Origin of the sequence: Streptomyces sp. TRM70350, assembly GCF_019219825.1 — a bacterium.
Taxonomy (GTDB): Bacteria; Actinomycetota; Actinomycetes; order Streptomycetales; family Streptomycetaceae; genus Streptomyces.
In genome coordinates, this window is sequence record NZ_JAHUXH010000033.1 from 1 (window position 1) to 25,865 (window position 25,865).

The following is a 25,865-nucleotide window of genomic DNA, read 5'->3' on the forward strand; positions in this document are numbered from 1 at the left end:
TAGTGCCGGAGCCTCGGCGAAAGACACGCACCCGGCCCACGAGCCCAGGCAGCCAACGCGCACTACGTCGAGGGCCACCCCGCCGCTCCGCGCCCGCCGCAGCCTCAGGCGCGGCGGCGTTGATCACCTCTCTGCCCGGCCGCCACCGTCCGGCCTGGGCGCCTGGGGTTTGCGGTGCTTGCCGGTGCCGGAGCCGAGCGGCTTCGGCACCGGCCCTGAGGGTGAGGGCTTGTTGGCCTCCGGGTACAGGATGGCTTGGGCCTCGACCAGGCTGGCTGCGAATCCGTACAGCTCCCATGTGTGCCCGTTCCAGCGCTCGATGGCGCGGGGCGCATCCGGATTCAGATGTGATGCCCTGGGCCCGTCGCCGGGCATGACAAGCACGGCGCGCAGTCGGCCGATCTTCGCGTCACGGCGTTCCGCCCAGTCCTTCAGCGGCTCGTCGTCCATCCTCGTGTTCCTCGCGTCGGTGGCGGCCTGTCTCAGGAGGGTAGCGGCCACTGCGGGCCGTTCGGGTTCCCGAGCCAGACGGCCTGCTGGTCGCGGGAGACGTTCACGCCGAACGCCGCGGTGTTCGGTGAGCCGTACTCCTCCCAGGTGGCCACCGCCGACTCGATCGCGTCCCACAGGCGGCGGGGGCCGCCCTGCCTGACCTGCCAGCCGCCGTCCGTGGGAGCGAGGACGGCGAAGGAATCGGTAACGCTGTCCAGCAGAAACGTGCTGACCGGGCCGCCATCGACCGCCATCGAGAAGAAACGGGCGTCCGGCGCCGCGAGCTGCGCCATGAACCCCGACCCGGAGCTGGTGAGAAGCTCTGGCCCGCGTACGGCTTTCCGTACCGTTCCGTCGTCGGGGGCCGGCACCATGCCGAGGCTCTCCGGTGCGTCCTGCTGGCGGGCGATCATGAAGCTCGGGTCGTCCTCGCTGAACCACCCGCTCGCGCTGTCACCGGTGACAATGAGTTTGACCAGGCCGAGGGAGCGCATCCAGCCGCGAAGGGTGGTGAGGATGAGGCCGCCAGGGCGGACCTGCTCCAGCCAGGCGGGCGGGATGCTGCGGAAGCCGCACGTGGCGATCAGCCGGTCGTACGGGGCTCCGTCGGGGTGGCCGACGCGGCCGTCCCCCACCAGCAGGTGGGGGGTATGACCGGATCCCGTGAGGGCGTGGCCGGCTCGTCGGGCCACGCCCTCGTCCGTCTCGATCGAGGTCACGCTCTCGCTGCCAAGCCGGTGGCACATCAGTGCTGTCGAGTAACCGGTTCCGGTGCCGATCTCCAGCACCTTCATGCCGTCCTGCACATCCAGGTCTTCGAGCATCCGGACCACGAGGCTCGGCAACGTCGATGACGAGGTCGGGATCGCATTGCTGATCGGCTTCGGGTCGGCCCAGTCGATGTCCCGGCCGTCGAACTGGGTCATCCATGTCTCGTCGGTGTAGACGAGCCGGAGCCACTCCTCCTTACCGACCGTCTCCGGTGTGACCGGCTCCCAGGTGGTGACGCCCGGAGCGCGGCTCTCCCGGTAGAAACGCGGGATGAATCTGTGGCGGGGCACGGCCTCCACGGCGGCCCGCCACTGCGGCGAGCGCAGCCAGCCGTCCTTCTCCAGTTGTCGGGCGAGCCAGCGCCGGAGATCGGCTGCGGCCGTCTCGATGTCGGTTTCACTGGCCACGGAGTCCTCCTTCCAGGAGATCGGTGAGTGCGGCAGTCATCGGCAGACCGGTCGGCGGCTCCATCCATGCCCACTGCCCGGAAGGATTGCACTCGATGAAGATCCACTCGCCGCGGTCGGTCAGAGCGAAGTCGAACGCCCCGAAGGCGAGCCCGAAGTGCTTCAGATAGGCACGCATCGACCGCTCCACCGCGGGTGGCGCGGCAAGCGGCGTGTATGTGTGAGTGCCGTAGTCCGTACGCCAGTCGAGGAGACCGGAGTCGATCCGCACGGCGAAGATCTGCTCGCCGATCACAGTCACCCGGATATCGGCAACCTTGCGCACCCGCTTCTGGAAGAGGTGCATGGTGCCGGACACGGAATCGTCGATCTCGTCGGCGGTCACCTCGGTCACGGGGACGGTCTGGGCCTCGCCGTCGACCAGGTAGAGCGGAACCGAGATCGGCTTGAAGATGACGGCACCTTGCGCCTTGATGAAGGCCCGCGCGTCGTCGGGAACGTTGGTGATCAACGTCGGCGGAAGCGTGAAGCCGGCCGCCGCCGCTGCCGCGAGCCCGGCTGGCTTGTACTCGCGTCGCCGATGCGATTGGGGTGGTTGACGTAAAGGCAGCCGGGCAGCGAGGTCAGGATGCCTCCGAGCCCGTAGCGCGCCTGGGCGACGGCGAACCGTTCGTCCTGCTTGTCGAGGTGGGGGAAGGCAAACCCGGAGGGGCGCCGGTAGTACACGGAACGCACCGCGCCCAGGTCGGCACGTCGGCTCGGGGTCTGCACGCTTCCCCGCCAGCTGTGGGTGCCGCCGATGGCGGCCGAGCACGACAGGGTGGCGGGGAAGTCACCGGAGTCGAACCGCACGACCGGGACGCCCCGGTCGTGCAGCTCGGCGATCACGAAGTCCGCGGTCGGGTCGTCGAGGTTGGTGACGACCAGGACCGGACGATCGTCGTTCGTCACCAGAGTCACTGGTCGGTGTCGTTCCCCGTGTCGCTGTCCGGGGAGTCGCTGTTGCGGTCGCCCTGGCCCGTGGTGCCGGTCGCGGGATTCGTACCGGAGGATGTGCCGTGGCCCGGGGACATGGTGGGCGCCCCGGAAGTGTCGAAGTACCGGGCGGTCTGCGTCTCCGGATCCAGCGTCACCGTCGCGTAGACGGGGCCCTCGACGGGCGGGTACGGGGCGATGCGACGGAGACCCCACGGGGCCGCCGTCAGATGCCCCTGCGGCAGCGGGCTGCCCGTTGGGAATCGATCCATGTGGTTGAACACGGTCTTCCTTCCTGTCAGAAGTTCTGTCCTTCGCCTGACTTGCTCACCCGCACGGCATCGAGGAACACGATCCTGCTTGTGCGGGAGTCTCAGGGGCGCCGGGAAGAAGAGGCGCCGGGGCCTACCTCGAAACCGGACCGGGATTCCGCAACCCGTCCAGGACCCGTTGAAGGAGGCTGATGTCCGGTGCGCGGGCCTCGACTGCCAGTCGGCCGTCGCCGTACCAGCGGCTGAGCTGCTGCCGCCACGCGATCTCGGCACGTTGCATCTCCGCGCGGATCTCGCCGAGAGCCAGTCCCGACTCGACGCGCAGCCGCACAAGGTCGGCGGGAGTTATCCGGACCGACTCTGGGACAGCAACCGCGCCGGCCTCGTCAGACGGACGCGTCGGGCCGAAGGCCAGCTGCACGCACGCGTCCGGGAACGGGTCGCCGACCAGTTCCTCCGAGGGCAGGAGTCGTAAGGAGATACGCGAGATCAGCATGCGGCCGGCACCCGCAGCTCTGCCCAGACGAGCTTGCCCCAACGATGCAGGTCGTAGCCCCACCGCCAGCTCAGCGACTCGACCAGGAGCAGACCACGGCCGCCCTCCGAGTCACCTTCAGGACAGCCCGGTTCCGGGGTGTCTCGGCACTTGTCGGCAACGCCGATCCGAATCACTTCGGCCGTCTCGCGCCGAATCATCACACGAACCACGCGACAGGGCGTGTGGCTGACGGCATTGCTGATCAGCTCCGAAACGATCAGAGTGCCCACCTCGGCCAACTCGCCTATGCCCCAGGTGTCCAGAGCCGCGGAGACAAGCAGACGTGCGCGGCGCGCGGATTCCGGCTCGCACGGCACCGTCTCGGTGTAGCCCGGAACACCGGTCGTGGTTGGTTTGGCGGCGGTCATCGTCACGGGGTCATCCCTCCGAGGCTGGGACGCCCGCCCCGCGACGGGTGCGCAGGGGCGGGCCTTCCTCCACGCCATCGAGAGGCAGGAAGGGGAAACTCGCCCGCTCAACGGCTGGTACCGAGTCAACGGCCCTTGGCCGACGGCGAACAGGAAATGTCGCGCCCCGCCGTGCCTCCGCGAACCGGAAGACTTTACGCTCCGGTGACCTCGGGTCTGGTTCGGCCAGTGACCACAGGGCTACGGTCGGTCCATGGGAGCGAACGCCATCCTCAAGAGTCGGATGGAGGAACTCGGGCTCACCCAGGAAGAATTGGCTGGTCGGATGAACGCTGCGCTGGCAGAGATCACCGGCAGGCCCGGTGACGTCTCCGACCGTACAATCCGCAACCTCCTCAACGGGACCTCCCGCCGCCCCATCGGACGCACGTGTGCAGCCCTGGAGCGGGTGTTCGGTTGTCCCGTCGAGGACTTAGGGTTCAGCGCACCACGCACCATGCAACACCCGCAGGAGGACCCCGTGCGGCGTCGCACTTTCCTCACCTCAGCGACCGGAAGCGCAGCTGCCGCCGTTCCCTTGGTGGCGCAACGCCGGACCGTCGGCATGTCGGACGTGGCCCGGGTCGCTGCCGGGATGAACGCCCTTGTCGAAGCCGACGACCGCCAGGGCGGACACACGGCACTGGAGAAGGCCGCCGCCCAGGGCCGCACCAGGGTGCTGGAACTACAGCAGCGCAACGCCGGCGAACGCGTCCGCCGAGCCCTGTACGCACTGGCCGCCGAGTACACCACCATCGCCGCCTGGTCCTGCATCGACGCCCGCAATCTCGACCAGGCCCAGAGCTACCTGAACGAATCAGCGACGTACGCCGGCCTCTCCCAGGACGGCCCCACCGAAATGCGGGTCTGGGTCAACCTCTCGATGCTCGCCTACCAGCGGCAGAACTGGCCCGAAGCCCTCGCAGCGGCGCAGGCCGCGCAAGCCTCCTCAGCGGCTCGCCGAGACCCGTTCTTCGACTCGCTGGGCCGAGTCCGCGTCGCCCTCGCGTACGCGGCTCTCGGTGACGGCCGTGCGGGCCTGCGTTCACTGGGATCAGCCCAGGACACCTTCACCAGGGTGGCCGACCGAGAGCGTCCGCGCTGGACCGCCTTCTACGGGCAGGCCGAACTTGACCACCTCGCCGCAATCGTCCAGTTCAACAGCGGACGCCACCCTCATGCCGAAGCCATGGCTCACCGCGCGCTGGCCAGGATCCCGACCGCCTTCCGGCGCAACAAGGCCCTCGCGACGGCCCAGCTCGCTCTCGCACAGCTCCACCAGGGAGAGGCCGAACAGGCCACGGCCTCAGCCACCGACGTCTTCACCATCATGGATGGCGACCCATTGCCCGGCCGTATGCGCACGCTCATGGGCGACTTCCACCGGGGCCTGTTCGTCATGGCCCCCTCCGCCTCCTACGTACGAGACTGGGCAGACCGCATGCGAACCGAATGGAGCCGAGCGTGACCGACCTGCGTCACTTCCAGCACGGAAACCTTCCCGAAGGCTTCCGGCAGATGCTCATCGACGTCCACGCCGACGCCTACGCCGACCAGATGGACGACCCCTTCCACCAGCGCTTCGCCTGGTTCGTCGACCACTGGACCGGCATGGACGGCTTCTCCTGTGTCGTGGCCTACGACGACGAGGAACCCACCGGCTTCGCCTACGGCGCCCCGCTCGCCCCCGGCCGCGAATGGTGGCGCTCCACCGCGTACGAGCCGAACAACGGCTATTCCTCCACCTACGCGGTCTCCGAAGTGATGGTGCGCCCAAGCTGGCGTAAGCAGGGAATTGCCGACCGCCTGCACGAGGCGCTACTCAAGGAACGTACGGAAGACCTCGCCGTGCTGCTGGTCGACGTCACACACCCCAAGGTCCAAGCGCTCTACGAGACATGGGGATACGCCAGAGTCGGCGAGCAGCAACCGTTCGCCGACTCACCGGTGTACGCGGTCATGGTCAAAGACCTTCGGGACTGAGTCAGGAACTGGAGCCCATGACTCCCTTGGCGCTGATGGCAAGGCGAGGTGCCAGGACGACGAAATCGACCAGTGCTGTCAGTGGGGCAGGGCAGACTGGACACCGTGACGACACCCGACATCCGGGGGCTGGAGCAGCTTGAGCGCGCCGTCCTGGATGACACCGCCTCTCTCGCTACCGCCCTCCGGCGGTGCATCATGCTGGCTGGCTACGCCCACCACGGGCAACTGCGCGCCTGGGCGCTGAAGGAGCTGGAAGGGTACGCGGCGGCTGATGAGCTGCCCTCGTACCGGAAGGTGCCAGCCGCGCTCGAAGTCGTGGTGGACCTCTATCTACCGGGCCAGATCATCCGGGGCAACACCCAGCGGATCAGCCCTGGGCAGCTACCCGAGCCCGCTCAGGATCGTGGCATCGGAGAGAGCGCACCGATCCGGCAAGGAGTCCGGGAACTCGAAGCCGTCGTCACTCGCGGGGACAGGGTGGTACGTCTGAGCCCGCCCGGCTCGGCTGAATACGTCCTGCTGATGACACAGGAACAGCACCAGTTGGGAAACGAAGGCTCCCACATTACGTCTCTGCACTGGGACGTCTCCGTTGCCAGCATCGAAGGCGTCCTCGATCACATCAGAACTCGTCTGACCCAGTTCGTCGCGGAAGTGAGAGCAGCCATGCCCGCCGGCCAGCAGAACCCCAACCCCGACCAGATCGACTCGGCCGCACAGCAGGCCCTCAACATCACGGGAGGCGACGGCTCCACCTTCAACATCACCGCGTCGAACGCGAAGGCGGACCGGGGCGGCACCGCGAGCGCCAACGTCAACGAACCCACGCCCGCGCCTCCGCAGCCCTGGTGGCACCGCAGCTCAGTCGTCTGGACCGCCATCGGAGCGGTAGCGGCGACCGCCAGCGTCATCGCCACCGTGGTCTTGACGAAATGAGACTCGGCCGAAGCCGCCTCGACCGGCTGGAGCGTCATGTCCTCAACGAGAGCCGCTCGCTCGCCCCGATCCTGCGGCAGGTGATTGCCCTCGGCGGAGACGCCCACTCCGCAGCGCTGCGCACCTGGGCCCTGCATGAACTCCAGGGCTATGAGGGTACGGATGTGCCGGTCCCCGACTACCGGAAGATTCCGGCGCCCCTGGTAATGGACGGCCACAGCGGAAGGTTCCAGTTCCGGGAACAGCCGGTCAGCATGTTCGACCTACCGGACTTCGCCCGTGACAGCCTGGGCGACGAACTCCGCCTCGGAGTCGGTGTGGGCCAGATCGAGTCGCTGGTCGCCAGGCATCCAGGCCAGACCGTGCAGCTCGGTCCGGCCATGGCTGCCGAGCTGGCTGTCGTGATGAGCCAGAACTCCCCCAGGCAGGTGCTCAGGGTGTACTGGTCGGTGCACGTGTCAGCCCTGGAGGGAGTCCTCGACCAGGTCCGTACGCGGCTCCTTCAGTTGGTCGGGGAGCTGCGGGCAGCGATGCCGCATGGCCAGCAGGACCCGACACCGGACCAGATTGCTCAAGCCCTCCAGAACATCAACATCGTCACCGGCGACAATTCCTCAGTGACTGTCACCGCGCCTGTCGCGGTCGCGCACCGACACGGATCAGCGCGCGCAGAGGTTGGAGGAACGGCACATCGCACCTTCCCACGGGCAGTGGGCGTGTGGGCTGTCTTGGTCGCCCTCGTAGCCGCCGTTGCGGTCGCTCTTTGGGGCACGTGGCTCTGAGCCAGCCCTATTCGACAGGGCCTATGAGCATGGGAGACGGCGCCGACCCCAGGCCAGCTCAGCTGGCTGCCAAGCTCTGTAGAAAATGCCGGGCGTGGCAGGGTCTTGGGGGCGAGGATGCTCATCATGGACGAGAGTGCAGTCGACGGCTGGTCACCGGCAGACAACCCCTACGCAATCGCCGTATCGGAGGCTCAGTGGGCACGGCGTGATGTCGCACTGTGCGTCCGGCGCATCCATGCTGGCGATGAAGTAGTCAGCGGGTTCGACTCCCGACAGATCGACGCGAGGCACTTGTGTATCGCGCTGCGGCAGTTGCTGACGGCGGAGACCTTGGAGCAGGCCGCGCTGGCCGATCTCGGCATGGACCCGGAAGTCGGACAGGCGCTGGAACAGGCACGCAAGCGATTCGAACTGTCGCTGCCGGACATCACACAAATCCGAAACGGACTCATCCACTTCGAAAACTGGTCGCGTGGCCTGGGCCACGGTCCGCAGAGCCAGCGGGTCAAGGCTGGTGACGAACCGCGCGACGTGGCTCGCGCCTTCTGGGGTTTCGGCTACGACATCACTACCGACACTGTCTCCATGGGGCCCTACCGAATCAACGTCACTGCCGCCGAGGAGGCTGCCGCCGAACTGGCTCATGCGATCTACATGGCCGCGCGCGCTGTCGACATGAAGAACACCGCCGACCATCGTGATGCCGCCGCCCAGGTCCTCACCGACGCCGAAGTCCCTTGCGCACCGGCGGGGCCGGTCCAAGTCTCCGCAGCGCTCGACGGACGTGTGTGGCTCTCCCTCGACTCCGCGGCCGTCGCTGAGGAGGCCGAACGCCACACCTTGTCTAGGAGGGCACTCTCCGCACTCGCTGGCGCGGGGTTCGGCATCACGTCGCTCGGGCACTTTCAGGCTGACGATCCAGCTCTCCAACTCGCTGCTGGGCAGGCGCTCCGCATCGAACCATGCGCCGCACGGCAGGCGCTCGCTACGGCGCCGCAAGGCTGAAGGGCGACAGTGCTGCTGCGGAGTACCTGGCTTGATGGAATCGCAGACCAACTGGTCTCTGCCCATAGCATCAGATCTGCTAGCCCAATTCCGTCTTGCCCTCACATCCGCACCCACAGCCAGGCACACTGTCCCGCAGAGAAGAAAGCGGGAGCACATGGACGGGACAACAGCCATACGCCTCGGGCTGCGGCACTGCCGCACAAGCCTGACTGAGAAAACCAAGCTCCAGGATTCGGCCTCCAGGAGGAAGACCTTCTCCGCCGCACTGCAACAGTTCGAGGAACAGATGAAGGCGGCGGAGGTCGTCTCACCCGCCACTCGCCCCATCAACCTGTACTACGGCCTCGTCCAGGCCGGGCTGGCAATAACGGCTGCCCATGCAGAAGGAACATGGACCTTCGACAAGCACGGCCTGAAGATCCCAGACATGAAGCGCGGCGTTCCTGACATCGCCGTCCGGCCCGAGGGCGTGGGGGCCTTCCAGGCGGTGTCCGACGCCACAGGATCCGAGCGCACGACGGACGCCATCACTCTCGGGGCCTTGTGGAACTCGCTCCCTGAGCTTGCGGAGATCCCTCTCGAAGGAACGAACGACATCCTTGCGGTCGAGCTCTTGGCGGACAGCCGCACATCTACCGAAGCCACAGACGTCTGGTCGGCCGACCATATCGCTGAGTCCGCTGAATTCCTTTGCGCGACTGTCTGGGTAAACGAGGAAATGCCCTCACTGCCAAACCGCAAAGCGTGGCTGCAGGACTTCATCACCAAGTACCCGGGCCTGGAGGGCTCAGAGCCGTGGGGTGGCGAGGAGGAGGCATTCAGAGAGGCGCGCGCCCGCCGCTTCTCCGTCGAGCTCTGCTGGCCGGCCCCGAAAAAGGGCATGCAGACAGGAGAGATCGCGGAGTTCTTCGACGTCCGGGCCCCTGTCTACCGCTTCAACGAGGACCGCCACCTGCGGCCGGCGTTCGAACCCAGCAAGGCACCACCGACACCGCTGATGTCCTGGTGGCTGCTCCTCTACAGCTTCTCCATGCTGGCCCGCTACCAGCCCCGCCAATGGACCAACGCCCTGGACATCGACAAGTCCCCCGACGCCGCAGCCCTGGAGTACGCCCTGGACACCGCGCTCGAAGTGATTCCCCACCTGGTACTGGAGGGCCTGCGTCAGACGCCGATCCTGCTCTCCAAGCCGCTCGCCTTGTAGGCGGCCAGGGCACATCCAGGGCACATGAGCCTGGGAAACGGCGTTGACCCGTGAGAACTACCGAGAGGAGTTTTCCCAGGTCAACGCTCATTCCCTTGCGAAGCCCCAGGTCAGCGCCCTCCCGCCCCCAATCGCTGCACGAGTGGCAGGACTTCTCGAAGCGGCTTCACGAGGCGGGGCATCAGCCGTATTGCTTGGTGTGGCCCTGAGCTGAGGGCCCGTGGTGTGTGGGCGGGGCTTTCGAGCCCCGCCTTCTTCCTGTAGGCCGTCATGGCGGCGTGAGCGGCAGGGCGTCCGTATAGCCGTTCGTCGGCTTGGGGATCTTCCTGACGGTGTGGGCGTCGAGTGCCGCCGAGGCCGACTTCGTGCCCAGGGTGCCGGACGCGTGCCAGGTGCCGGTCAGGGTCACCCAGGTGTCGGCGGGCGGCGCCTGGACGCCGTGGATACGGACCTTCACCGACTGGGCGTCCGCCGCACAGCAGCTCAGGATGAGCCGCGTCAGATACCAGCCACCGTCCCCGGCCGGGGTGACGAAACCCGTCAGCTGGACCGTGCGGCCCTTGATTGCCTGCTCGCGGTCCTGCTGGACGCGTTGCGTGAAGTCGGTGAGGGTCATCGGCAGCGGCGAGGTCGCGGGCAGCGGGTCGAAGTGGTCCTCCTCCGCGATGGCCTTGGGCGCCTCGCGGGAGGCGGTGAAGGCGCCGAGGGCCGGTGGGGCGTAGAAGAGCAGGCTGAGGGCGGGGAGGAGCAGCAGCCAGGCGACCTTGGGAGTGCCGGAGTGGTCATGGGCACCCTTATCGCGGGCGCCCTCATCGTGGGCGCCCTCATCGTGGGCGCCCTCATCGTGGGCGCCCTCATCGCGGGCGCCCTCATCGTGGGCGCCCTCATCGTGGGCCCCCACGTCCTCCTTTCGTCCCCACCAGGCCTCCGCGGCCGCCAGGGCCAGCAGCAGCACGCCGGATCCGATCAGCAGCGGGCGCATGCCCTCCTTGACGTAGCGCAGGTAGAGGTCGCTGAAGAGGGAGGCGTGCAGGACGCCCAGGCCGCTGAGGGCGAGCAGGGTGATCTGGAGGAGGCGCTTCACAGGAGTACCGCTCCGATCAGTGCGCTGGACACGATCGCCACGACCGTCGTGGCGGCGGAGAAGCGGATCGCGAAGGCCCGGCCGAACGTGCCCGCCTGCAGCGCGATCAGCTTCACGTCGACCATCGGCCCGACCACCATGAAGGTCAGCCGGGCGACCGGCGAGAAACCGGTGAGCGAGGCCGCGACGAACGCGTCGGCCTCCGAGCACACCGCCAGCAGGATGGCGAGCGCGGCCAGGAAGAGCACGGACAGCCACGGTGAGCCGGAGAACGTCTCCAGTACGGAGGGCGGGACCGCCACGTTGAAGGTGGCCGCCGCCATGGCGCCGACGACGAGGAAGCCGCCCGCGTGCAGGAAGTCGTGCTGGAAACCGCGCCGGAACTCGCTCCAGCGGCTGTGGCCCGGGTGGTGACCGGTGTGCCGGACAGCGGGGCGCAGCCATTCCGTCCGGCCCAGTGCCAGCCACAGCCAGCCCATCGCCACCGCCGTGACGAGCGAGGCGAGCAGGCGGGCCAGCACCATCTCCGGGCTGCCGGGGAACGCGACCGCCGTGGCGGTCAGGACGATCGGGTTGACGGCGGGCGCCGACAGCAGGAACGCGAAGGCGGCGGCCGGGGTGACGCCCCGTCCGATCAGGCTGTTCGCGACCGGCACCGAGGCGCACTCGCAGCCGGGCAGGACGACCCCCGCGGCCCCGGCGACCGGGACGGCGAGCGCGGGCCGTTTCGGCAGCAGCCGGTTGAACACCCGCGCCGGTACGAACGCGTTGATCGCGCCCGACAGGGCGGTACCGAGCAGCAGGAACGGCAGCGCCTGCACGGTGACGGCGAGGCACACCGTCCGCCACGCCTGCACGGCCGGTTCGTCCGCCCACCGGCCGACGGCGAAGAGCAGCACGCCGGGGAGGACGGCGGCCGCCAACAGGAGGAGCGGCCAGGAACGCGGCCAGGTGCCGACGGACGCGGCGGCGGCACCGTCCCGCGCCACGCCGTCCCTTTCCGCTCCCGCTCCTTGCGGATCCGCTCCCGTTCCCGGATCCGCTCCCGCTCCCGGATCCGCTCCCGCTCTCGCTTCCACTGCCTCTTGCGTGGCGAGTTGTTCCGTCTTCCGCATGCATGCTCCGCGCGTCGGCTGATCGGAGCGACGATAGCGGGCGCTGCGCGACTCCCGACGCCCAGCGCCCGCCGCGGGCCTCAGGGCGGCGGGTTTCGAAAGTCCCGTCCGGCCCGCGACGCGTGGCAGGGCGCCTCGCTGCGTTGTCGGGATCGCCCGCGTACGCCCACGTACGCGGGCGATCCTCCGCCTCGCGATGCTCGCCCACTGCCTGAACGGCGTGGGAGGTACCCCCAGCACCGGACGCCGCGGGCCCCGCCCCCCCCCCGGGCGGACGGCGCTCCTTTCGAAACACGCCCCAGGGCCTGCCGGGCGTCGCTCAGGCGCCCGACTGCCCCTGCTGGATACGGGCCTCGCCGCCCTCGGTGCGGAACACGTACGCCCACGCCGAGCCCGCGTCCGTGGTGTACGTGAAGGCCGCCGGGTCGGTGGCCGACCGTTCGGTGCCGGTCTGCTGCCAGGCGCCCCACGTGCCGAAGGCGCCCTGCCGGGTTTCGCGGGTGTTGTGGATCGTCCCGTCCGCTGCCCGCGCGACGACCTCGGTGAAGCCGGAGACGGGGTTGATGACGGCGGACGGTGCGCCGGCCGCGGTGAGGTCGCCGGCCTGGGTCCAGGTGGCGGGGAAGGCCGCCCCTTCGCCCGCCTGGACGAGGTTGACGACCTTGCCGTCGGTGGTGCGGGCGAAGACACCGAGCCGGTACCCGGGGTAGACCACCACCGAGGGAACGTGGGTGGTCTTCTGGTCGCCGAGATCGGTCCAGGAGCCGACCGCGCCGTCCTTGAAGGTGGCGGTGCGCAGCTGCCCGGTGGTGTCGGTGCCGAAGAGCTGGATGCCGTCGCGGACGGTCACGGCCGTCAGCGGTCCGGCGAAGCCCTCGCCGTCGAGCCTGATCCAGCCCATGAAGTCCACGTTGGGCCGCTGCTGGGCGCGGTACCAGGGCGTGCCGTCGGCGTCGACGGCGAACTGCACCAGCACGTCGTCGGGCCGCTTGGCGGTGACCGGGGGCTCCTTCATCGCACCGGCCAGGTTGACCCAGTTGCCCCAGGACGAGCCGCCCGCGCTGTGCCGGCGCCACCAGGTCTCGCTGTTGACGTTCTGCGCGGTCAGCGCCACCGCCCCGTCGGGCTGCTCGGCGAGCTGCGTCCGGCCGGAGAACGTCTCGGTGTCCGGGCCGGTCGTCCACTGGACGGAGCCGAAGTCGGCCGGGTCGGTCTGCCGTCCGTGGACGATGCGGCCCGCGTTGTCGGTGTAGGCGTACTCGATCTCACCGGTGGACGTCTGCAGCACACTGGCGGGGCCGGTGCGGTCGGCGTCGACGGCGGGGGACTCGGGCGTGTGGTCGGCCCGCAGGCCGCAGGAGTCCGGGGCGCCGCTCACGCTGGTGTAGCCGGCCCAGTGGGCGCCCGAACCGATGAGGAGGTTGTAGACGCCGCCGAAGTCCCCGGACGGCTCGTGGTAGCGGTAGTGGCGCACATCGCCGTTGGCCTTGACCCGCATGATCACGTCGCCGCCGAAGGACGTGATGTTCTTGGAGTCCCGCCAGTCGGCCCAGCTGACCGTGACGTGGCGCTGGAGCCAGCGCTCGCTCTCGAAGTCGTAGCGCGAGCGCAGCAGATGGCCGGTCGCCGAGTCGATCCCGTACAGCACGCCGTCGTCGGTGGCGACGATGTGGCTGTAGCGGCCCCAGCCCGAGTCGATCTTCTTGTTGCCGGCCGGGTTCCAGCTGTTCGTGGCACTGGTGTACTGGACCCACCGCAGGTCACCGCCGCCGTCGACGTGCCAGATGTGGCCGCCGCGGTCGATGCTGATCTTGTTGCGGTTCTCGGGCAGTCGGTACGTCGTGAACCCGGTGCTGATCTTCCGGTGGTGGATGTCCCACGCGCCGGTGGAGGCGACGCGGTGGCTGAAGTGGAGCCCGTCGGCCTTGATGCCGTAGAAGCTGGCGTGGGGTCCGGCCAGGACGCGGGGGTACTGGTCCCAGCCGGAGTCGATGGTGGAGGCCTCGGGGACGGTGGCCGTGCCGTTGGCCGGGTCGCCCACGTTACGGCGCAGAAGGCTGCCGGCGGTGGTGACGGAGTAGAGGGCGCCGGTGGAGGCGCAGGCCGGACCGACGTTGGCGTTGATCCAGGTGCGCACCTTGTCGATGCGGACGCCGATCGCGCCGGTGCGGGTCTCGGACTCGTCGGTGCCGAAGCAACCGCCCTGCCAGGAGCGGCTGTTGACGCCGACGAGCTGCACGGTTCCACCGGCCTCACGGAAGGCGGGGCCGCCGGTGTCGCCCTTGCAGACGGCGGCCCCGTCCTTGCCGGTGATGCCGACCTCGGTGGCGCTCACCGAGTCCACGGTGAAGGTGCCGGTGTGCAGGCGCAGCGGGGCCCATTCGTCCTTGGTGCGACCGTATCCGGCGACCCGCAGCTCCTCCCCGGCTGCGGGGGCGGTAGCGCTCAGGGCGACGGGCGTGATGCCGGTGACCGGGCCGGCGAGCTTCGCCAGTACGAGGTCCTGGTCCGGGTGGGGGAGAAGCTGGACGACGTTGCGCACCTGCCCGGTCGTGGTGGTCAGGTCGGTGCGGCCGATGGTGGCGGTCGTCGGCAGCGCGGGCGCGCCCGCGGGCACGTCCAGGCCGGCGGCGGGGTTGTCTACGAAGCAGCTGGCGGCGGTGAGCAGCCACTGCGCGTACACCAGCGTGCCGGAGCAGGCGCGTTGGCCGTCGCCGATGTCCAGGCGGGCGGTGAAGGCGTGGGCGTTGTCGGACGCGGGCGCGCCGGTCACGGCCTGGGCCGGGGCGGCGGACACCATCATCGGGGCCGCTGTGAGAGCCGCGCTGAACGCGGCCAGCGCGGTGAGGCGGGTGCTGCGGGGTCTGGGCATGTCCATTTCCTTGAGGGGGGTACGGACGGACCTGGCGGCTCGCAATACAGAACGCCGGTCCGTGAAGAGGCCTGGTCGAAGGGCTACTTGGAGGTGACGATCTCCACGAGCATGTGCTGGCGCCCGTCCGGATCCAGGCCCTCCCCGACCGGCGTCCAGATGTTCTCGTCGACCTGGAAGGTCTTCTCCTCGCTGCCGACGGTCATGTTGACCTCGGTCTGGTAGTCATTTCCCTTGATCGCGTAGACGGCGGGCAGCTCCAGACTCAGATAGCCCTGGTTTCCGGTGACCCGGAAACAGAACTTTTGCCGGCCCCGCGCCGACACCTCCAGCAGTCCGTCCGGACCGCAGTCGGCGAGGACGATGTGCCCGTCGCCGCGCTTGAGGATGATTCCGCGTTCCTGCTGGATTTTGTCGGCCTGCGGATACGCGAAATCCTCCACCGCGAATCCCGGGGCTTCGCCGGCCACCGTGCGCACGGCGGCGGTGTCCGTATCACCGGGTGCACCAGCCGTGTGAGCCAGCACCGCGAGGCCGACGGCGGCACTGGCGGCCACCACCCGAGAAAGCAATCTCATCAGTGTCCCTTGCCTTGAGTTCGTGAAATGCGCAACGCACGCGGGCAAACAGACGACCCAACAGACGGAACCACCAACTCGTCGCGCATCGGATCGAGTTGATGATCAGTGAGTCGGGCCGAATCCGCATCCTGACACCCGCGCACTTCCGCACACAACAGTGACTCGGGACACACGTTTTTGAGGCAGTTCGCCGTTAGACCCACAAGGTGAACGCGCGATTAAACCGGAACACCCCGTTCAGCCACCTGGAAGTCGACCGGAGTTGACCACCCGTCGATGGTGAAAGTCGTAAGGCTATAGTAAAGATCAAGTCGGTCGCACGGACGTGACGTGTCGGTGCGGGCGTCGGGCACGCCCGACGGGACCTACGGGGGAAAACGTGCGCCGATACCAGAAATGCCCCATACGCGCCGTGCTCCGGGCTCCTTCGCCGCGTGCCCCGCTGAATGACAATCAATTAGGGGAGCAACGCGTTGAATGCCAGATTGCGAGCCGTGCCGGGATGGCACGGCGTCGCGGCGGCGCTGACAGCCCTGGTGATGGTGCTGGGGATGGATCTGCGCCCTGCCGCGGCCGCCGACGGCCCACCGGAGTACCAGAGAGCCGACGTCCTGCTGGAATGGGAATACGGCGGCCCGGGCGTACGGCGGGCGGCCGAGGCGGCCCTGCTGGGCTCGGACGCCGACATCGAGACGTTCATCGATCAGGACCTGCCGACCCTCCAAGTGGAGGACATGCGGGTCCAGGTGGCGCAGATCATGGCCGTGGGCGGTCCCGGTGTGCGGGAGGCGGCCAATGTCGCCCTGAGCGGCGGGGAGGCGGAGCTCCAGGCCTTCCTGGACGGCGGTTTCACCCGGCCGTACGAGGACGATCTGCGCGTTCAGGTGGCGCAGGTGATGGCGTTCGGCGGTCCGGGCGTGAAGGCGGCGGGCAGTGCGGCGCTGGACGGCACGGCCGACGACTGGGCCGCGTTCCTCCAAGAGGGCCAGTACCGGGCGCGCGACGACGACAACCGCGTCCAGGTCGCCCGCCTGCTGGCCACGGGCGGCCCGAACGTGAAGCTGCTGGCGGGACAGGCCCTGGACGGCACGGCCGAGGACGTCCAGGAGTTCCTGGACCACGGCTGGGAGGTCGCCGCCGCCCGCGACCAGGAAACGCTCACCGTCACGCAGCTGGCCCAACTCGCCGACAACGCGCAGAAGCAGGCGCAGGAGCTGACCGAGACCGCCAAGGAGGAGGCGGCCAAGGCGGAGGCCGCCACGAAGGCCGCCAAGGAGGCGGCGCAGGTCGCGGCGCAGGAGGCACTCGCGGCCAAGGGCTCGGCCGGCAAGGCGGCGGCGGCCGCGTCCCGGGCGGCGGCAGCCGCGGACCGGGCGGCCCAGTCGGCCCGTACGGCGGTGTCCGCGGCCGCGGCCGCGAACGCGACGGCACGGGTGGCCGCCACCGCCGCGGCACAGGCGGCCTACGCCGCGAGCCAGGCCGGAAACGCGGCATCCACGGCCAGGTCCGCAGCCGCCGCCGCGGCGGGCGACGCCGCCCGGGCCCAGCAGGCGCGGGTGGCCGCGCAGAAGGCGAACGCCGCCGCGTCCGGAGCGCGGAAGGCGGCCGACGCCGCCCACCAGGCCGGCATCGCCGCCGACAACGCCGCGAAGGCCGCCGGAGCCGCGGCCAGCGCGGGCGCCAACGCCGCCGCGGCGGCAGCGGCCGCCGCCGACGCCGGCCGCTGGGCCGGTGAGGCGGGTGCCAAGTCCGACGAGGCACAGGCGGCGGCGGCCCGGGCCAAGCGGCTCGCCGACCAGGCCACGCGGGCGGCGGGCGCCGCGCAGACCAACGCGAACCAGGCCGCCACGGCCGCACGACAGTCGCGGGACGCGGCCAACGACGCCGCCGCGCACGCCGAGGCCGCGGCGATCGCGGCGAACAAGGCGGCCGACGACGCGGGCAAGGCGGTGGACGCCGCCAAGGAGTCCACCGCTGCCGCGAACGCGGCCACCGTGGCCGCCAACAACGCGCTGAAGGCGGCCACGCAGGCCTCGAACGTGGCGAAGCTGGCGCGCGAGGCCGACGCCGAGCGGCTGGCCCAGCAGCAGGACGAGGCGGTCCGCGCGGCAGAGGAGGCCAACCGGGCCCACGAGGCCCGCCGGACCGCCGCCCAGTGGGAGGTCGGCCGCCTGCAGGAACTCAACGCGCAGACGCAGCAGTTGCTGCAGGAGGCCGCCGCGGCGACCGACCCGGCGGTCACCGCCGCCAAGGGCCGACAGGCCGCGGTCAACATGCTCAACAACGGCGGAACCTGGGTGAAGGACGCCGCCGAGGCCGCTTTGGCGGGCACCGACGCGGACGTGGCCGAGTTCGTGCGCACCAGGCTGGCGGTGGCGCTGGAACAGGACGACCGGGCCAGCGTGGCGCACATCGCCACGACCAGCGAGATCCCCGCGCAGCGGCAGGCCGCCCTGGACGTGCTGGACAAGCCGATCGACCAGGTGCGGGAGTTCCTGCGCACCCGCGCCTACCCGGGCAAGGAGGACGACGACCGGGTCGCCGTCGCCAGGATCGCGGCCGTGGGCGGACCGGGTGTGAAGGCCGCCGCCAGCAAGGCGCTGGACGGTACCGCGGCCGACGTGGCGGAGTTCCTTCAGGTCGGGCAGCACAAGGCCCGCGAGGACGACGACCGGGTGGCGGTCACCCAGGCCCTCGCCACCGGCGGCCCCGAGGTCCGGGCCGCGGCCCAGGCCGCGCTGTCCGGTCCCCCGGACGGCCTGCGCGGCTTCCTGGAGATCGGCCTGCACAAGGCCCGGCAGCGGGACGCCAACGCCGCCGCGCACATCGCCGGGATCAACACGTTGCTGCAGGCCGCCTACAAGTCGGCTTCGCTCGCCCACAAGGACGCCGCCGAAGCCCAGAAGGTGGCCGCGGAGGCCCGCAAGGACGCCGCGAAGGCCACCGAGTGGGCGAACAAGGCCAAGGCGTCCGCCGACCAGGCGAAGGAGTACTCCCGGCAGGCCGACGCGTCCGCCGACGAGGCGGCCGAGTCCGCGGACCGCGCCGCCGAGTCCGCGAGGACGGCCAGGGCAGCGGCCGCGGCGGCCCAGCAGGACGCGCAGTCGGCGGCCCGCTCCGCGGAACGCGCCCAGCACTCCGCCAGTGTCGCCTTCACCTACTCCCTGGAGGCCAACACCGCCGCCTACAACGCCGGTGTCTCCGCCGAGAACGCGGACCAGGACGCCGCCGCCGCGGCCAAGGCCGAGAGCGAAGCGCTGAAGACCGCGGCCGACAAGCTGGTCGCGGAACTGAAGGCGCAGATCCAGCAGGAGGCGCAGGAGCCCAGCAAGCCGCTGTCCGACGAAGAGCTTCGTAAGGCTCTTGAGAAGCGGTTGGTCGAGTACCGCAGCGAATACGTCATGGGCAACGAGGACTGGAAGTCCGGCGACGTCATGCTCATCTGCGGCGGTGACGGCGCCGGTGGCATGGGATGCATCACCAGCACCTATCTCGACCGCCTGATCGCCTGGTACGTGGGCGCCGAGGAGATCGAGGCGTGCCTTCGGGACAAGAAGCCCTCCTGTCTCAAGGGCCTCGCCCTCAGCGCTCTGAAGCTGAAGATCCTGAAGAAGACGACCTGCGGGAAGAGCAGCTTCCTGCCGGGCACCCGCGTGCTGATGGCCGGTAACCGGACCAAGGCGATCGAGGACGTCCGGGTCGGCGACCAGGTCATGGCCACGGACCCGCGGTCCGGCCGCACCGAAGCGAAGAGCGTCAAGGCGACCATCACCAGCGACGGTCCGAAGAACCTCGTGGACCTCACCGTCACCGGTCCCGGCGCCCGGACCACCGGCACGGTGGTCGCCACGGACAACCACCCCTTCTGGGTGGCCGGTGAGAAGAAGGCCTGGCTCGACGCCGCGCGCCTCACGCCCGGCGACCGGCTGCGGACCGCGGCCGGTGCCTCCGCGCGGGTCAGTGCGGCCAAGGCGTGGAGCACGTCCGAGCAGCGGGTCCACAACCTGAGTGTCGCCGACTTCCACACGTACTATGTGCTGGCCGGTGCCGCTCCTGTTCTGGTCCACAACGCGAGTTGCCCGATCGGCTTCACGCAGGACACGGTCGGGGATGCCTTCACGGGTATGAACAAGGGTGGCGGGCACGCCATCCGGCACCTGATCAAGGATGGGGTGATCCCCAACAAGGGAAGCGTCGCCTCCCAGGTCAAGTACTTCCAGGACAACTTCTCGCAGATTCTGACGTCGCCGGACAAGACCTTCGACTGGAAGGTCGGTGACACCCAGGCCAAGGGATTCGCCAAGAGGGTCAACGGCAAGGTGGTGGTGATCATGGTGGCGAAGGAAGGGCCGTATCAGGGCAAGGTCATCACGGCCATGGTGCCCCCGGCCAAGAACCTGGCGAAGTGGGGCCTGTTGTGAGTTCCCTCAAAGAGGCCATCACCTGGAGCGGCCCCGCGGTCGTCATCCTCTTCACACTGGGGCGGGCCGAATCCTCCCTGGGACAGGAGGAGTTCGACGTGGCGGGTACGCGCCCGGACGAGGTCGAAATCTTTCCGATCTCCCCCGAGCCAGGGGGGAGGAAGGCGGTCGTCCGGGAGTACGACCTCACCTTCCACGACGTCGACCAGGTCGCCGCCCCCTACCTGCGGCAGTGCCTGCGGAAAGCGGCTGCGCACGCCGAGGGCATCGCATGGTTGGCGTTCGAGGGAGCCTTCCATTTCGACCATCTCTTCACGGACGACATCGCGGACCAGATCTACGGCTATTGCGTGACAGGGGAAGACCCTGTCGTCGCCTGGGATCACGCGACCTTGGCGAGCGATGGCTGGAAGCAGGGGATCGGGGAAGTGCGAGCGGTTCTGGACCGCGCTTTCCCTACGGAGGAAACCGCCTGAAGGAAACCGCCTGAATGAAACCGTCTGAATGACCGCCTGAACGAAGCCAGTGCCGGTGCCTCCCGATGAGATCTCTCATGGGGAGGCACCGGCGTTTTCGCCCTATGCCGAATTCCCGCCCACCGTGAACCCGATCACCGCCCCGCCCCCCTCCCGCCCATACGCGAACGGCGCACCCCCATGCGCCAGCGCCACCTCCCGCACGATCGACAACCCCAGCCCCGACCCCGGCAGGGACCGAGCATCCGCCGCCCGGTAGAAGCGGTCGAAGACACGCACCAGGTCGGCGTCCGCGATGCCCGGCCCCCGGTCGTGGACCTCCACCCGGATCGCCCCCGGCCGGGCCGGCCCGGACACCACGATCTCGATCGGGGCGGTGCCGTCGGCGTCGAACTTCGCCGCGTTCTCGACCAGGTTCGACAGCGCCCGGGTCAGCATCCCCGGCCGCCCCTCCGTCGTCGTGTCACCGCTCGCCCGCACCTCGATCCGCCGCCCGGTACGCCGTCGTGCCAGGCCCGCGACATCCTCCGCGAGGTCGGCGACGTCGACCCGCTGCGGTGGCTCGGCGTCCGACTGCCCGGCCGCCAGGTCCACCAACTCGTTGACCAGGTCGGTCAGTTCCCGTGCCTCCTGCCCCAGGTCGGCGACCAGCTCGTCCCGCGTCCGGGGCGGCAGCTCGTCCATCCGGCGCAGCAGCGAGATGTTCGTACGCAGCGAGGTCAACGGCGTACGCAGCTCGTGCCCCGCGTCCTGCACCAGCCGCCGCTGATCCTCCTCCGACTGCGCGAGCCGCCCCAGCATCCGGTCGAACGCCCGCCCGAGCCGCCCCACCTCGTCGCTGCCGGTCACGGGTACGTCGATGCCCAGCCGCCGGGTACGGGCCACCGCCTCCGCCGCCGACGTCAGGAGCACCAGCCGACGGGTGATCCGCCGTGCCAGCCACCAGCCGAACAGCCCCGCCCCGACCACCACCGCCGCCATCAGCAGCACCGTCCGCTGCTGCAGCGCCCGCAGCAGATCCTCGGTGTCGCTGAACTCCTGCGCCACCTGCACCGCGCCCCGCCCGCCGCCCAGCGCGACGGTCGCGACCCGGTAGACGTCGTCCCCGACATCGACGTCCTCGTCCTGGGCCAGCTTCCCCGCCCGTGCCGCCCCCGCGATCTCCCGGTCGGCGTCGGTGACCGGCAGCCCGGGACTGCCCGGGTCGACGACACCGCCGTCCGGGCCGAGCACCTGCACATCCGTACGGGCGGGCCGGACGAAGTCGTGCCCCGGCGCGGAGGAGAAGTCCTCCGGGACCATCCGGCGCTCGCCCACCTCGACCCGCAGATCCTGCACGACCTCGTCGAACACCGTTTGCTGGTCGACCCGCACCAGCCGGGCGGCGGCGCTGTAGGACAGGATCCCGACGAGCACGGTGACGACGGCGGTCACCGTCGCGAAGGACACGGCGAACGTCGTCCGCAACGACACCAGTCGCGGCCGCCACCACCCACCGGACCCGGCACCGGCACCGGCACCGGATCCGGCCCTCCGCAGGAGCCCCACTCAGTCCTCCCGCAGCACGTAACCCACCCCACGCACGGTGTGAATCAGCTGCGGCGCCCCCGGCTCGTCCAGCTTCCGGCGCAGATAACCGACGTACACGGCGAGATTCTTCGACCCCGGCCCGAAGTCGTACCCCCAGATCCGGTCGTAGATCGTGGAGTGGTCGAGCACGATCCCCTCATTGCGCACCAGCAGCTCCAGCAGCTCGAACTCGGTGCGCGTCAGCTCCAGCTCCCGCTCCCCGCGCCAGGCCCGCCGCGCCTGCGGGTCCATCCGCAGCCCGGCCGCCTCGATCCGCCGCCCGGGCGGCGCCGCCTTCTCCGGTGCGCCGACGGCGGCGGCCCCGGTCGCCTCCGGCGGAGCCGTACGCCGCAGCAGGGCCCGCAACCGCGCGAAGACCTCCTCCACGTCGAACGGCTTCACGACATAGTCGTCGGCGCCCGCGTCCAGCCCCGCGATCCGGTCGGCCGTCTCCACGAGCGCCGTCAGCATCAGGATCGGCGTCCGGTCCCCCTCGGCCCGCAGCACCCGGCACACCTGGAGGCCGTCGATCCCCGGCATCATCACATCCAGGACCAGCACGTCCGGCGGCGTGCGGTGGGCCTGCGCCAGCGCCTCGACACCGTCGGCGACCGCGGTGACCCGGTAGCCCTCCAGGGTCAGGGCCCGTTCCAGGGCGTGCCGGATCGCGCGGTCGTCCTCGGCGAGCAGAACAGTCTGGGGCACCTGTCCAGTGTGGCAAAGCGCGGCGGTCGTACGACCTGACGAGCGAGCCGCCACCGATCCTCTTACTGGCCTCTCACCTGTCGGAACGCAGGGCGGCGAGCTGCTCCTCGAACGGGACCACCTGGAAGCCCTCCTCAACGGCGGGTTTCGCTCCGGGCAACCCCGTCATCAGCCCCGCCAGTTCCCCCGCCGCCCGCTCGATCCGCCCGTCCAGGCCCGGCGCGCCCCAGTCCTCCGAGGCGGCGTACACGGCGGTCGGGACGACCACGGCCCGCAGATAGGAGAAGAGGGGGCGCAGCGCGTGCTCCAGAACGAGGGAGTGCCGGGCGCTGCCGCCGGTCGCGGCGATCAGCACCGGCTTGCCCACCAGCGCCTCCGGGTCGATCACGTCGAAGAAGGACTTGAACAGCCCGCTGTACGACGCCGAGAACACCGGCGTGACGACGATCAGCCCGTCCGCCCCGGTGACCGCGTCGATCGCGGCGGACAGGGCCCGCCCGGGGAACCCGTTGGTGAAGTTGTGCGCGATCTCCACGGCGAGTTCACGCAGCTCGACGACCTCCACGTCCGCCGCGACACGACCAGCGGTGGCCTTGGCCAGCCGGTCGCCCAGCAGCCGTGTGGACGACGGCACACTCAGCCCCGCGGACACCACGACGAGCCTCATTCGACCCTCACCCCTTCCGAAGCGGCGGCCAGCAGGGACTGGTGGGTCGGCGCCTCCGGCACGTTCGCCGGCCGCCCGACCGCGAACTCCTTGCGCAGCACCGGCACGACCTCCTCGCCCAGCATGTCGATCTGCTCCAGCACGGTCTTCAGCGGCAGCCCGGCGTGGTCCATCAGGAACAGCTGGCGCTGGTAGTCACCGGCGTACTCACGGAAGCCCAGCGTCTTCTCGATCACCTGCTGCGGCGACCCCACGGTCAGTGGCGTCTGCTCCATGAAGTCCTCCAGGGACGGCCCGTGCCCGTACACCGGCGCCACGTCGAAGTACGGCCGGAACTCGCGCACCGCGTCCTGCGAGTTCTTCCGCATGAACACCTGCCCGCCGAGCCCGACGATCGCCTGCTCGGGCGTGCCGTGCCCGTAGTGGGCGTACCGGGCCCGGTACAGCTCGACCATCCGCTTGGTGTGATCGGCGGGCCAGAAGATGTTGTTGTGGAAGAACCCGTCGCCGTAGTACGCGGCCTGCTCGGCTATCTCCGGCGAGCGGATCGACCCGTGCCAGACGAACGGCGGTACGTCGTCCAGCGGCCGAGGCGTCGAGGTGAACCCCTGCAACGGCGTGCGGAACTTCCCCTCCCAATCGACCACGTCCTCGCGCCACAGCCGGTGCAGCAGGGCGTAGTTCTCGATGGCGAGGTTGATGCCCTGCCGGATGTCCTGCCCGAACCACGGGTAGACCGGCCCGGTGTTCCCGCGCCCCATCATCAGGTCCACCCGGCCGTCGGCGAGGTGCTGGAGCATCGCGAAGTCCTCGGCGATCTTCACCGGGTCGTTGGTGGTGATCAGGGTGGTGGAGGTGGAGAGGATCAGCCGCTCCGTGCGGGCGGCGACGTAGCCGAGCATGGTCGTGGGCGAGGACGGCACGAAGGGCGGGTTGTGGTGCTCACCGGTGGCGAACACATCGAGCCCCACCTCCTCCGCCTTCAGCGCGATGGCGACCATGGCCTTGATCCGCTCGCGCTCGGTCGGCGTACGGCCCGTGGTCGGGTCCGGCGTGACATCGCCGACGCTGAAGATCCCGAACTGCATGGTCGCTCAACCTCCAAGTTGTTGACCGTTCAACCATACCGGGAAACCGGCACCCCGCTCCCCGTATTCCGCGAACCCGGCATGCCAGGCTGACCCCATGCTCGTCCTCCGCTCCGCCGCCCTCTTCGTCATCGCCGCGATCTTCGAGATCGGCGGCGCCTGGCTGGTCTGGCAGGGGTACCGGGAGCAGCGCGGCCTGCTCTGGATCACCGGCGGCGTCCTCGCCCTCGGCGCCTACGGCTTCGTCGCCACCTTCCAGCCGGACGCCCACTTCGGCCGCGTCCTCGCCGCGTACGGCGGGATCTTCGTCGCCGGTTCCATCGGCTGGGGCATGATCGCGGACGGCTACCGCCCGGACCGCTGGGACATCACGGGCGCGCTGATCTGCCTCGTCGGCATGGCGGTGATCATGTACGCGCCGCGCGGCGACTGACCCGCACGACGACCGACCGGCACCGAAGCCAGGAAACGCACCGTGGGATCACCCACCCCACTCCCCCAACCCCACTCCGCCACCCACCCCTTGCCTATCCTGGCGACCAGGCCCCCGATCTCCACCGAGGAGCAGCCGTATGACCCCCACCGCAGCCTCCCGTATCGCCGTCGTCACCGGCGCCAGCAGCGGAATCGGCGCCGCGACGGCACGGCAGCTGGCGGCCGCGGGCTACCGCGTCGTCCTCACCGCCCGCCGCAAGGACCGCATCGAGGCGCTGGCCGAGGAGATCAACGCGGCCGGCGGCCAGGCGACCTCGTACCCCCTGGACGTCACCGACCGCGCGGCGGTGGACGAGTTCGCGACCGCCTTCAAGACGGTCGGCGTGCTCGTGAACAACGCGGGCGGCGCACTGGGCGCCGACCCCGTGGCCACCGGCGACCCGGCGGACTGGCGCCAGATGTACGAGACGAACGTCATCGGCACCCTCAACCTCACCCAGGCCCTGCTCCCCAAGCTGGAGGCGAGCGGTGACGGCACGGTGGTGGTCGTCTCCTCCACCGCGGGCCACGCGACGTACGAGGGCGGCGCGGGCTATGTGGCCGCCAAGCACGGCGCCCACGTCCTGGCCGAAACGCTCCGCCTGGAGATCGTCGGCCGGCCGGTCCGGGTCATCGAGATCGCCCCCGGCATGGTCAGGACCGACGAGTTCGCCCTGACCCGCTTCGGCGGCGACGAGGAGAAGGCGGCGAAGGTCTACGAGGGCGTCCCCGACCCCCTCACCGCCGACGACGTCGCCGACACCATCACCTGGGCGGTCACCCGCCCCAGCCACGTCAACATCGACCTCCTGGTGGTCCGCCCCCGAGCCCAGGCGTCCAACACGAAGGTCCACCGCGCGAAGTAACTCCCCGGGCTCCCGCCCATCATGCGCAAGTCGAGCCTTGCCCGGGGCGCGCCCGCGTGGTTCCTGGCGTGCTCGCCGCCGCACTTCTCGATGCCGGTCAGCGACACGTCCATGCGGGTCGCAACGCAAGCGCGGCCACCAGCACAGGCTTCAACCCGGCGAGACC

23 protein-coding genes and 1 pseudogene are annotated in these 25,865 nt (G+C 69.8%); 10 read left to right on the top strand and 14 right to left on the bottom strand.

Features of this window, described 5'->3' with window-relative positions:
• Nucleotides 1-123 precede the first annotated feature (123 nt).
• From KWI83_RS32025 to KWI83_RS32050, 6 genes and pseudogenes are all read right to left on the bottom strand, one after another.
• Entirely contained in the window at nt 124-450 is a 327-nt protein-coding gene (locus KWI83_RS32025) for a DUF6087 family protein (RefSeq protein WP_218517890.1), read from the bottom strand.
• Between the two features lie 32 nt (nt 451-482).
• Nucleotides 483-1,670, bottom strand: coding sequence for an ATP-grasp peptide maturase system methyltransferase (tgmC, locus tag KWI83_RS32030; protein ID WP_218517891.1), 1,188 nt, complete (start codon nt 1,668-1,670; stop codon nt 483-485).
• Nucleotides 1,660-2,630 (bottom strand): annotated as a pseudogene (gene tgmB / locus KWI83_RS32035) (ATP-grasp ribosomal peptide maturase). Before tgmB ends, tgmC begins: the two are co-directional and overlap by 11 nt.
• Nucleotides 2,627-2,929 carry a putative ATP-grasp-modified RiPP gene (gene tgmA, locus KWI83_RS32040; RefSeq protein WP_218517892.1) on the bottom strand — a complete coding sequence of 101 codons (303 nt, stop codon included), beginning with the start codon at nt 2,927-2,929 and terminating at the stop codon, nt 2,627-2,629. The pseudogene tgmB and the gene tgmA overlap by 4 nt, the downstream one beginning before the upstream one ends.
• 121 nt (nt 2,930-3,050) lie before the next feature.
• Nucleotides 3,051-3,413, bottom strand: a complete 363-nt coding sequence (locus tag KWI83_RS32045; RefSeq protein ID WP_218517893.1) for a hypothetical protein — start codon at nt 3,411-3,413, stop codon at nt 3,051-3,053.
• Nucleotides 3,407-3,823 carry an ATP-binding protein gene (locus KWI83_RS32050; protein ID WP_218517944.1) on the bottom strand — a complete coding sequence of 139 codons (417 nt, stop codon included), beginning with the start codon at nt 3,821-3,823 and terminating at the stop codon, nt 3,407-3,409. Before KWI83_RS32050 ends, KWI83_RS32045 begins: the two co-directional genes overlap by 7 nt.
• 253 nt (nt 3,824-4,076) lie before the next feature.
• On the opposite strand from KWI83_RS32050, the gene KWI83_RS32055 reads away from it, so the two are divergent.
• From KWI83_RS32055 to KWI83_RS32080, 6 genes are all read left to right on the top strand, one after another.
• On the top strand, nt 4,077-5,330 hold the full coding sequence (locus tag KWI83_RS32055) for a helix-turn-helix transcriptional regulator (protein WP_218517894.1): 1,254 nt from the start codon (nt 4,077-4,079) through the stop codon (nt 5,328-5,330).
• Nucleotides 5,315-5,845, top strand: coding sequence for an N-acetyltransferase (locus KWI83_RS32060; RefSeq protein WP_218517895.1), 531 nt, complete (start codon nt 5,315-5,317; stop codon nt 5,843-5,845). The genes KWI83_RS32055 and KWI83_RS32060 overlap by 16 nt, the downstream gene beginning before the upstream one ends.
• A gap of 105 nt (nt 5,846-5,950) precedes the next feature.
• Nucleotides 5,951-6,784 carry a hypothetical protein gene (locus KWI83_RS32065; protein ID WP_218517896.1) on the top strand — a complete coding sequence of 278 codons (834 nt, stop codon included), beginning with the start codon at nt 5,951-5,953 and terminating at the stop codon, nt 6,782-6,784.
• Nucleotides 6,781-7,566, top strand: a complete 786-nt coding sequence (locus tag KWI83_RS32070; RefSeq protein ID WP_218517897.1) for a hypothetical protein — start codon at nt 6,781-6,783, stop codon at nt 7,564-7,566. Before KWI83_RS32065 ends, KWI83_RS32070 begins: the two co-directional genes overlap by 4 nt.
• 126 nt (nt 7,567-7,692) lie before the next feature.
• A complete protein-coding gene (locus KWI83_RS32075) occupies nt 7,693-8,574 on the top strand; it encodes a hypothetical protein (protein ID WP_256363094.1) in 882 nt (293 codons plus the stop codon).
• Between the two features lie 157 nt (nt 8,575-8,731).
• Nucleotides 8,732-9,781: a YaaC family protein gene (locus KWI83_RS32080; protein ID WP_218517898.1), complete on the top strand. Its 1,050-nt coding sequence runs from the start codon at nt 8,732-8,734 to the stop codon at nt 9,779-9,781.
• 268 nt (nt 9,782-10,049) lie between these two features.
• Here the strand turns inward: KWI83_RS32080 and KWI83_RS32085 are convergent, their stop codons facing one another.
• The 4 genes from KWI83_RS32085 to KWI83_RS32100 form a co-directional block, all read right to left on the bottom strand.
• Nucleotides 10,050-10,865, bottom strand: coding sequence for a TIGR03943 family protein (locus KWI83_RS32085; protein ID WP_218517899.1), 816 nt, complete (start codon nt 10,863-10,865; stop codon nt 10,050-10,052).
• Nucleotides 10,862-11,980 (bottom strand): permease, encoded by a 1,119-nt coding sequence (locus KWI83_RS32090; RefSeq protein ID WP_218517900.1) that lies wholly within the window; start codon nt 11,978-11,980, stop codon nt 10,862-10,864. The genes KWI83_RS32085 and KWI83_RS32090 overlap by 4 nt, the downstream gene beginning before the upstream one ends.
• A 319-nt stretch (nt 11,981-12,299) precedes the next feature.
• Nucleotides 12,300-14,852: a tachylectin-related carbohydrate-binding protein gene (locus KWI83_RS32095; protein WP_256363095.1), complete on the bottom strand. Its 2,553-nt coding sequence runs from the start codon at nt 14,850-14,852 to the stop codon at nt 12,300-12,302.
• Nucleotides 14,853-14,935: 83 nt separating this feature from the next.
• Nucleotides 14,936-15,430, bottom strand: a complete 495-nt coding sequence (locus KWI83_RS32100) for a hypothetical protein (RefSeq protein ID WP_256363096.1) — start codon at nt 15,428-15,430, stop codon at nt 14,936-14,938.
• 497 nt (nt 15,431-15,927) lie between these two features.
• On the opposite strand from KWI83_RS32100, the gene KWI83_RS32105 reads away from it, so the two are divergent.
• Together KWI83_RS32105 and KWI83_RS32110 are read left to right on the top strand one after the other, a co-directional pair.
• A complete protein-coding gene (locus KWI83_RS32105; protein WP_308122301.1) occupies nt 15,928-19,854 on the top strand; it encodes a polymorphic toxin-type HINT domain-containing protein in 3,927 nt (1,308 codons plus the stop codon).
• Complete coding sequence (locus KWI83_RS32110) at nt 19,851-20,330, top strand: hypothetical protein (RefSeq protein ID WP_218517902.1); 480 nt, start codon at nt 19,851-19,853, stop codon at nt 20,328-20,330. The genes KWI83_RS32105 and KWI83_RS32110 overlap by 4 nt, the downstream gene beginning before the upstream one ends.
• A gap of 102 nt (nt 20,331-20,432) precedes the next feature.
• Here the strand turns inward: KWI83_RS32110 and KWI83_RS32115 are convergent, their stop codons facing one another.
• From KWI83_RS32115 to KWI83_RS32130, 4 genes are all read right to left on the bottom strand, one after another.
• Nucleotides 20,433-21,869, bottom strand: a complete 1,437-nt coding sequence (locus KWI83_RS32115; RefSeq protein WP_218517948.1) for a HAMP domain-containing sensor histidine kinase — start codon at nt 21,867-21,869, stop codon at nt 20,433-20,435.
• 9 nt (nt 21,870-21,878) lie between these two features.
• A complete protein-coding gene (locus KWI83_RS32120) occupies nt 21,879-22,604 on the bottom strand; it encodes a response regulator transcription factor (RefSeq protein ID WP_218517903.1) in 726 nt (241 codons plus the stop codon).
• A 73-nt stretch (nt 22,605-22,677) separates the two neighbouring features.
• A complete protein-coding gene (locus tag KWI83_RS32125) occupies nt 22,678-23,271 on the bottom strand; it encodes an FMN reductase (RefSeq protein ID WP_218517904.1) in 594 nt (197 codons plus the stop codon).
• Entirely contained in the window at nt 23,268-24,359 is a 1,092-nt protein-coding gene (locus KWI83_RS32130; RefSeq protein ID WP_218517905.1) for an LLM class flavin-dependent oxidoreductase, read from the bottom strand. The genes KWI83_RS32125 and KWI83_RS32130 overlap by 4 nt, the downstream gene beginning before the upstream one ends.
• 97 nt (nt 24,360-24,456) lie before the next feature.
• On the opposite strand from KWI83_RS32130, the gene KWI83_RS32135 reads away from it, so the two are divergent.
• Together KWI83_RS32135 and KWI83_RS32140 are read left to right on the top strand one after the other, a co-directional pair.
• The gene (locus KWI83_RS32135; protein ID WP_218517906.1) at nt 24,457-24,792 is read left to right on the top strand and encodes a YnfA family protein; all 336 of its coding nucleotides are present in this window, start codon (nt 24,457-24,459) and stop codon (nt 24,790-24,792) included.
• A 139-nt stretch (nt 24,793-24,931) separates the two neighbouring features.
• On the top strand, nt 24,932-25,699 hold the full coding sequence (locus tag KWI83_RS32140) for an SDR family NAD(P)-dependent oxidoreductase (protein ID WP_218517907.1): 768 nt from the start codon (nt 24,932-24,934) through the stop codon (nt 25,697-25,699).
• The last annotated feature ends 166 nt before the right edge of the window (nt 25,700-25,865 follow it).

Bases quoted from the DNA above. Each gene is read 5' to 3' on its own strand.
- KWI83_RS32025 (WP_218517890.1), bottom strand. From the start codon at position 450: ATGGACGACGAGCCGCTGAAGGACTGGGCGGAACGCCGTGACGCGAAG.
- KWI83_RS32045 (WP_218517893.1), bottom strand. From the start codon at position 3,413: ATGCTGATCTCGCGTATCTCCTTACGACTCCTGCCCTCGGAGGAACTG.
- KWI83_RS32050 (WP_218517944.1), bottom strand. From the start codon at position 3,823: ATGACCGCCGCCAAACCAACCACGACCGGTGTTCCGGGCTACACCGAG.
- KWI83_RS32055 (WP_218517894.1), top strand. From the start codon at position 4,077: ATGGGAGCGAACGCCATCCTCAAGAGTCGGATGGAGGAACTCGGGCTC.
- KWI83_RS32060 (WP_218517895.1), top strand. From the start codon at position 5,315: ATGGAGCCGAGCGTGACCGACCTGCGTCACTTCCAGCACGGAAACCTT.
- KWI83_RS32070 (WP_218517897.1), top strand. From the start codon at position 6,781: ATGAGACTCGGCCGAAGCCGCCTCGACCGGCTGGAGCGTCATGTCCTC.
- KWI83_RS32075 (WP_256363094.1), top strand. From the start codon at position 7,693: ATGGACGAGAGTGCAGTCGACGGCTGGTCACCGGCAGACAACCCCTAC.
- KWI83_RS32080 (WP_218517898.1), top strand. From the start codon at position 8,732: ATGGACGGGACAACAGCCATACGCCTCGGGCTGCGGCACTGCCGCACA.
- KWI83_RS32090 (WP_218517900.1), bottom strand. From the start codon at position 11,980: ATGCGGAAGACGGAACAACTCGCCACGCAAGAGGCAGTGGAAGCGAGA.
- KWI83_RS32095 (WP_256363095.1), bottom strand. From the start codon at position 14,852: ATGCCCAGACCCCGCAGCACCCGCCTCACCGCGCTGGCCGCGTTCAGC.
- KWI83_RS32100 (WP_256363096.1), bottom strand. From the start codon at position 15,430: ATGAGATTGCTTTCTCGGGTGGTGGCCGCCAGTGCCGCCGTCGGCCTC.
- KWI83_RS32125 (WP_218517904.1), bottom strand. From the start codon at position 23,271: ATGAGGCTCGTCGTGGTGTCCGCGGGGCTGAGTGTGCCGTCGTCCACA.
- KWI83_RS32130 (WP_218517905.1), bottom strand. From the start codon at position 24,359: ATGCAGTTCGGGATCTTCAGCGTCGGCGATGTCACGCCGGACCCGACC.
- KWI83_RS32135 (WP_218517906.1), top strand. From the start codon at position 24,457: ATGCTCGTCCTCCGCTCCGCCGCCCTCTTCGTCATCGCCGCGATCTTC.
- KWI83_RS32140 (WP_218517907.1), top strand. From the start codon at position 24,932: ATGACCCCCACCGCAGCCTCCCGTATCGCCGTCGTCACCGGCGCCAGC.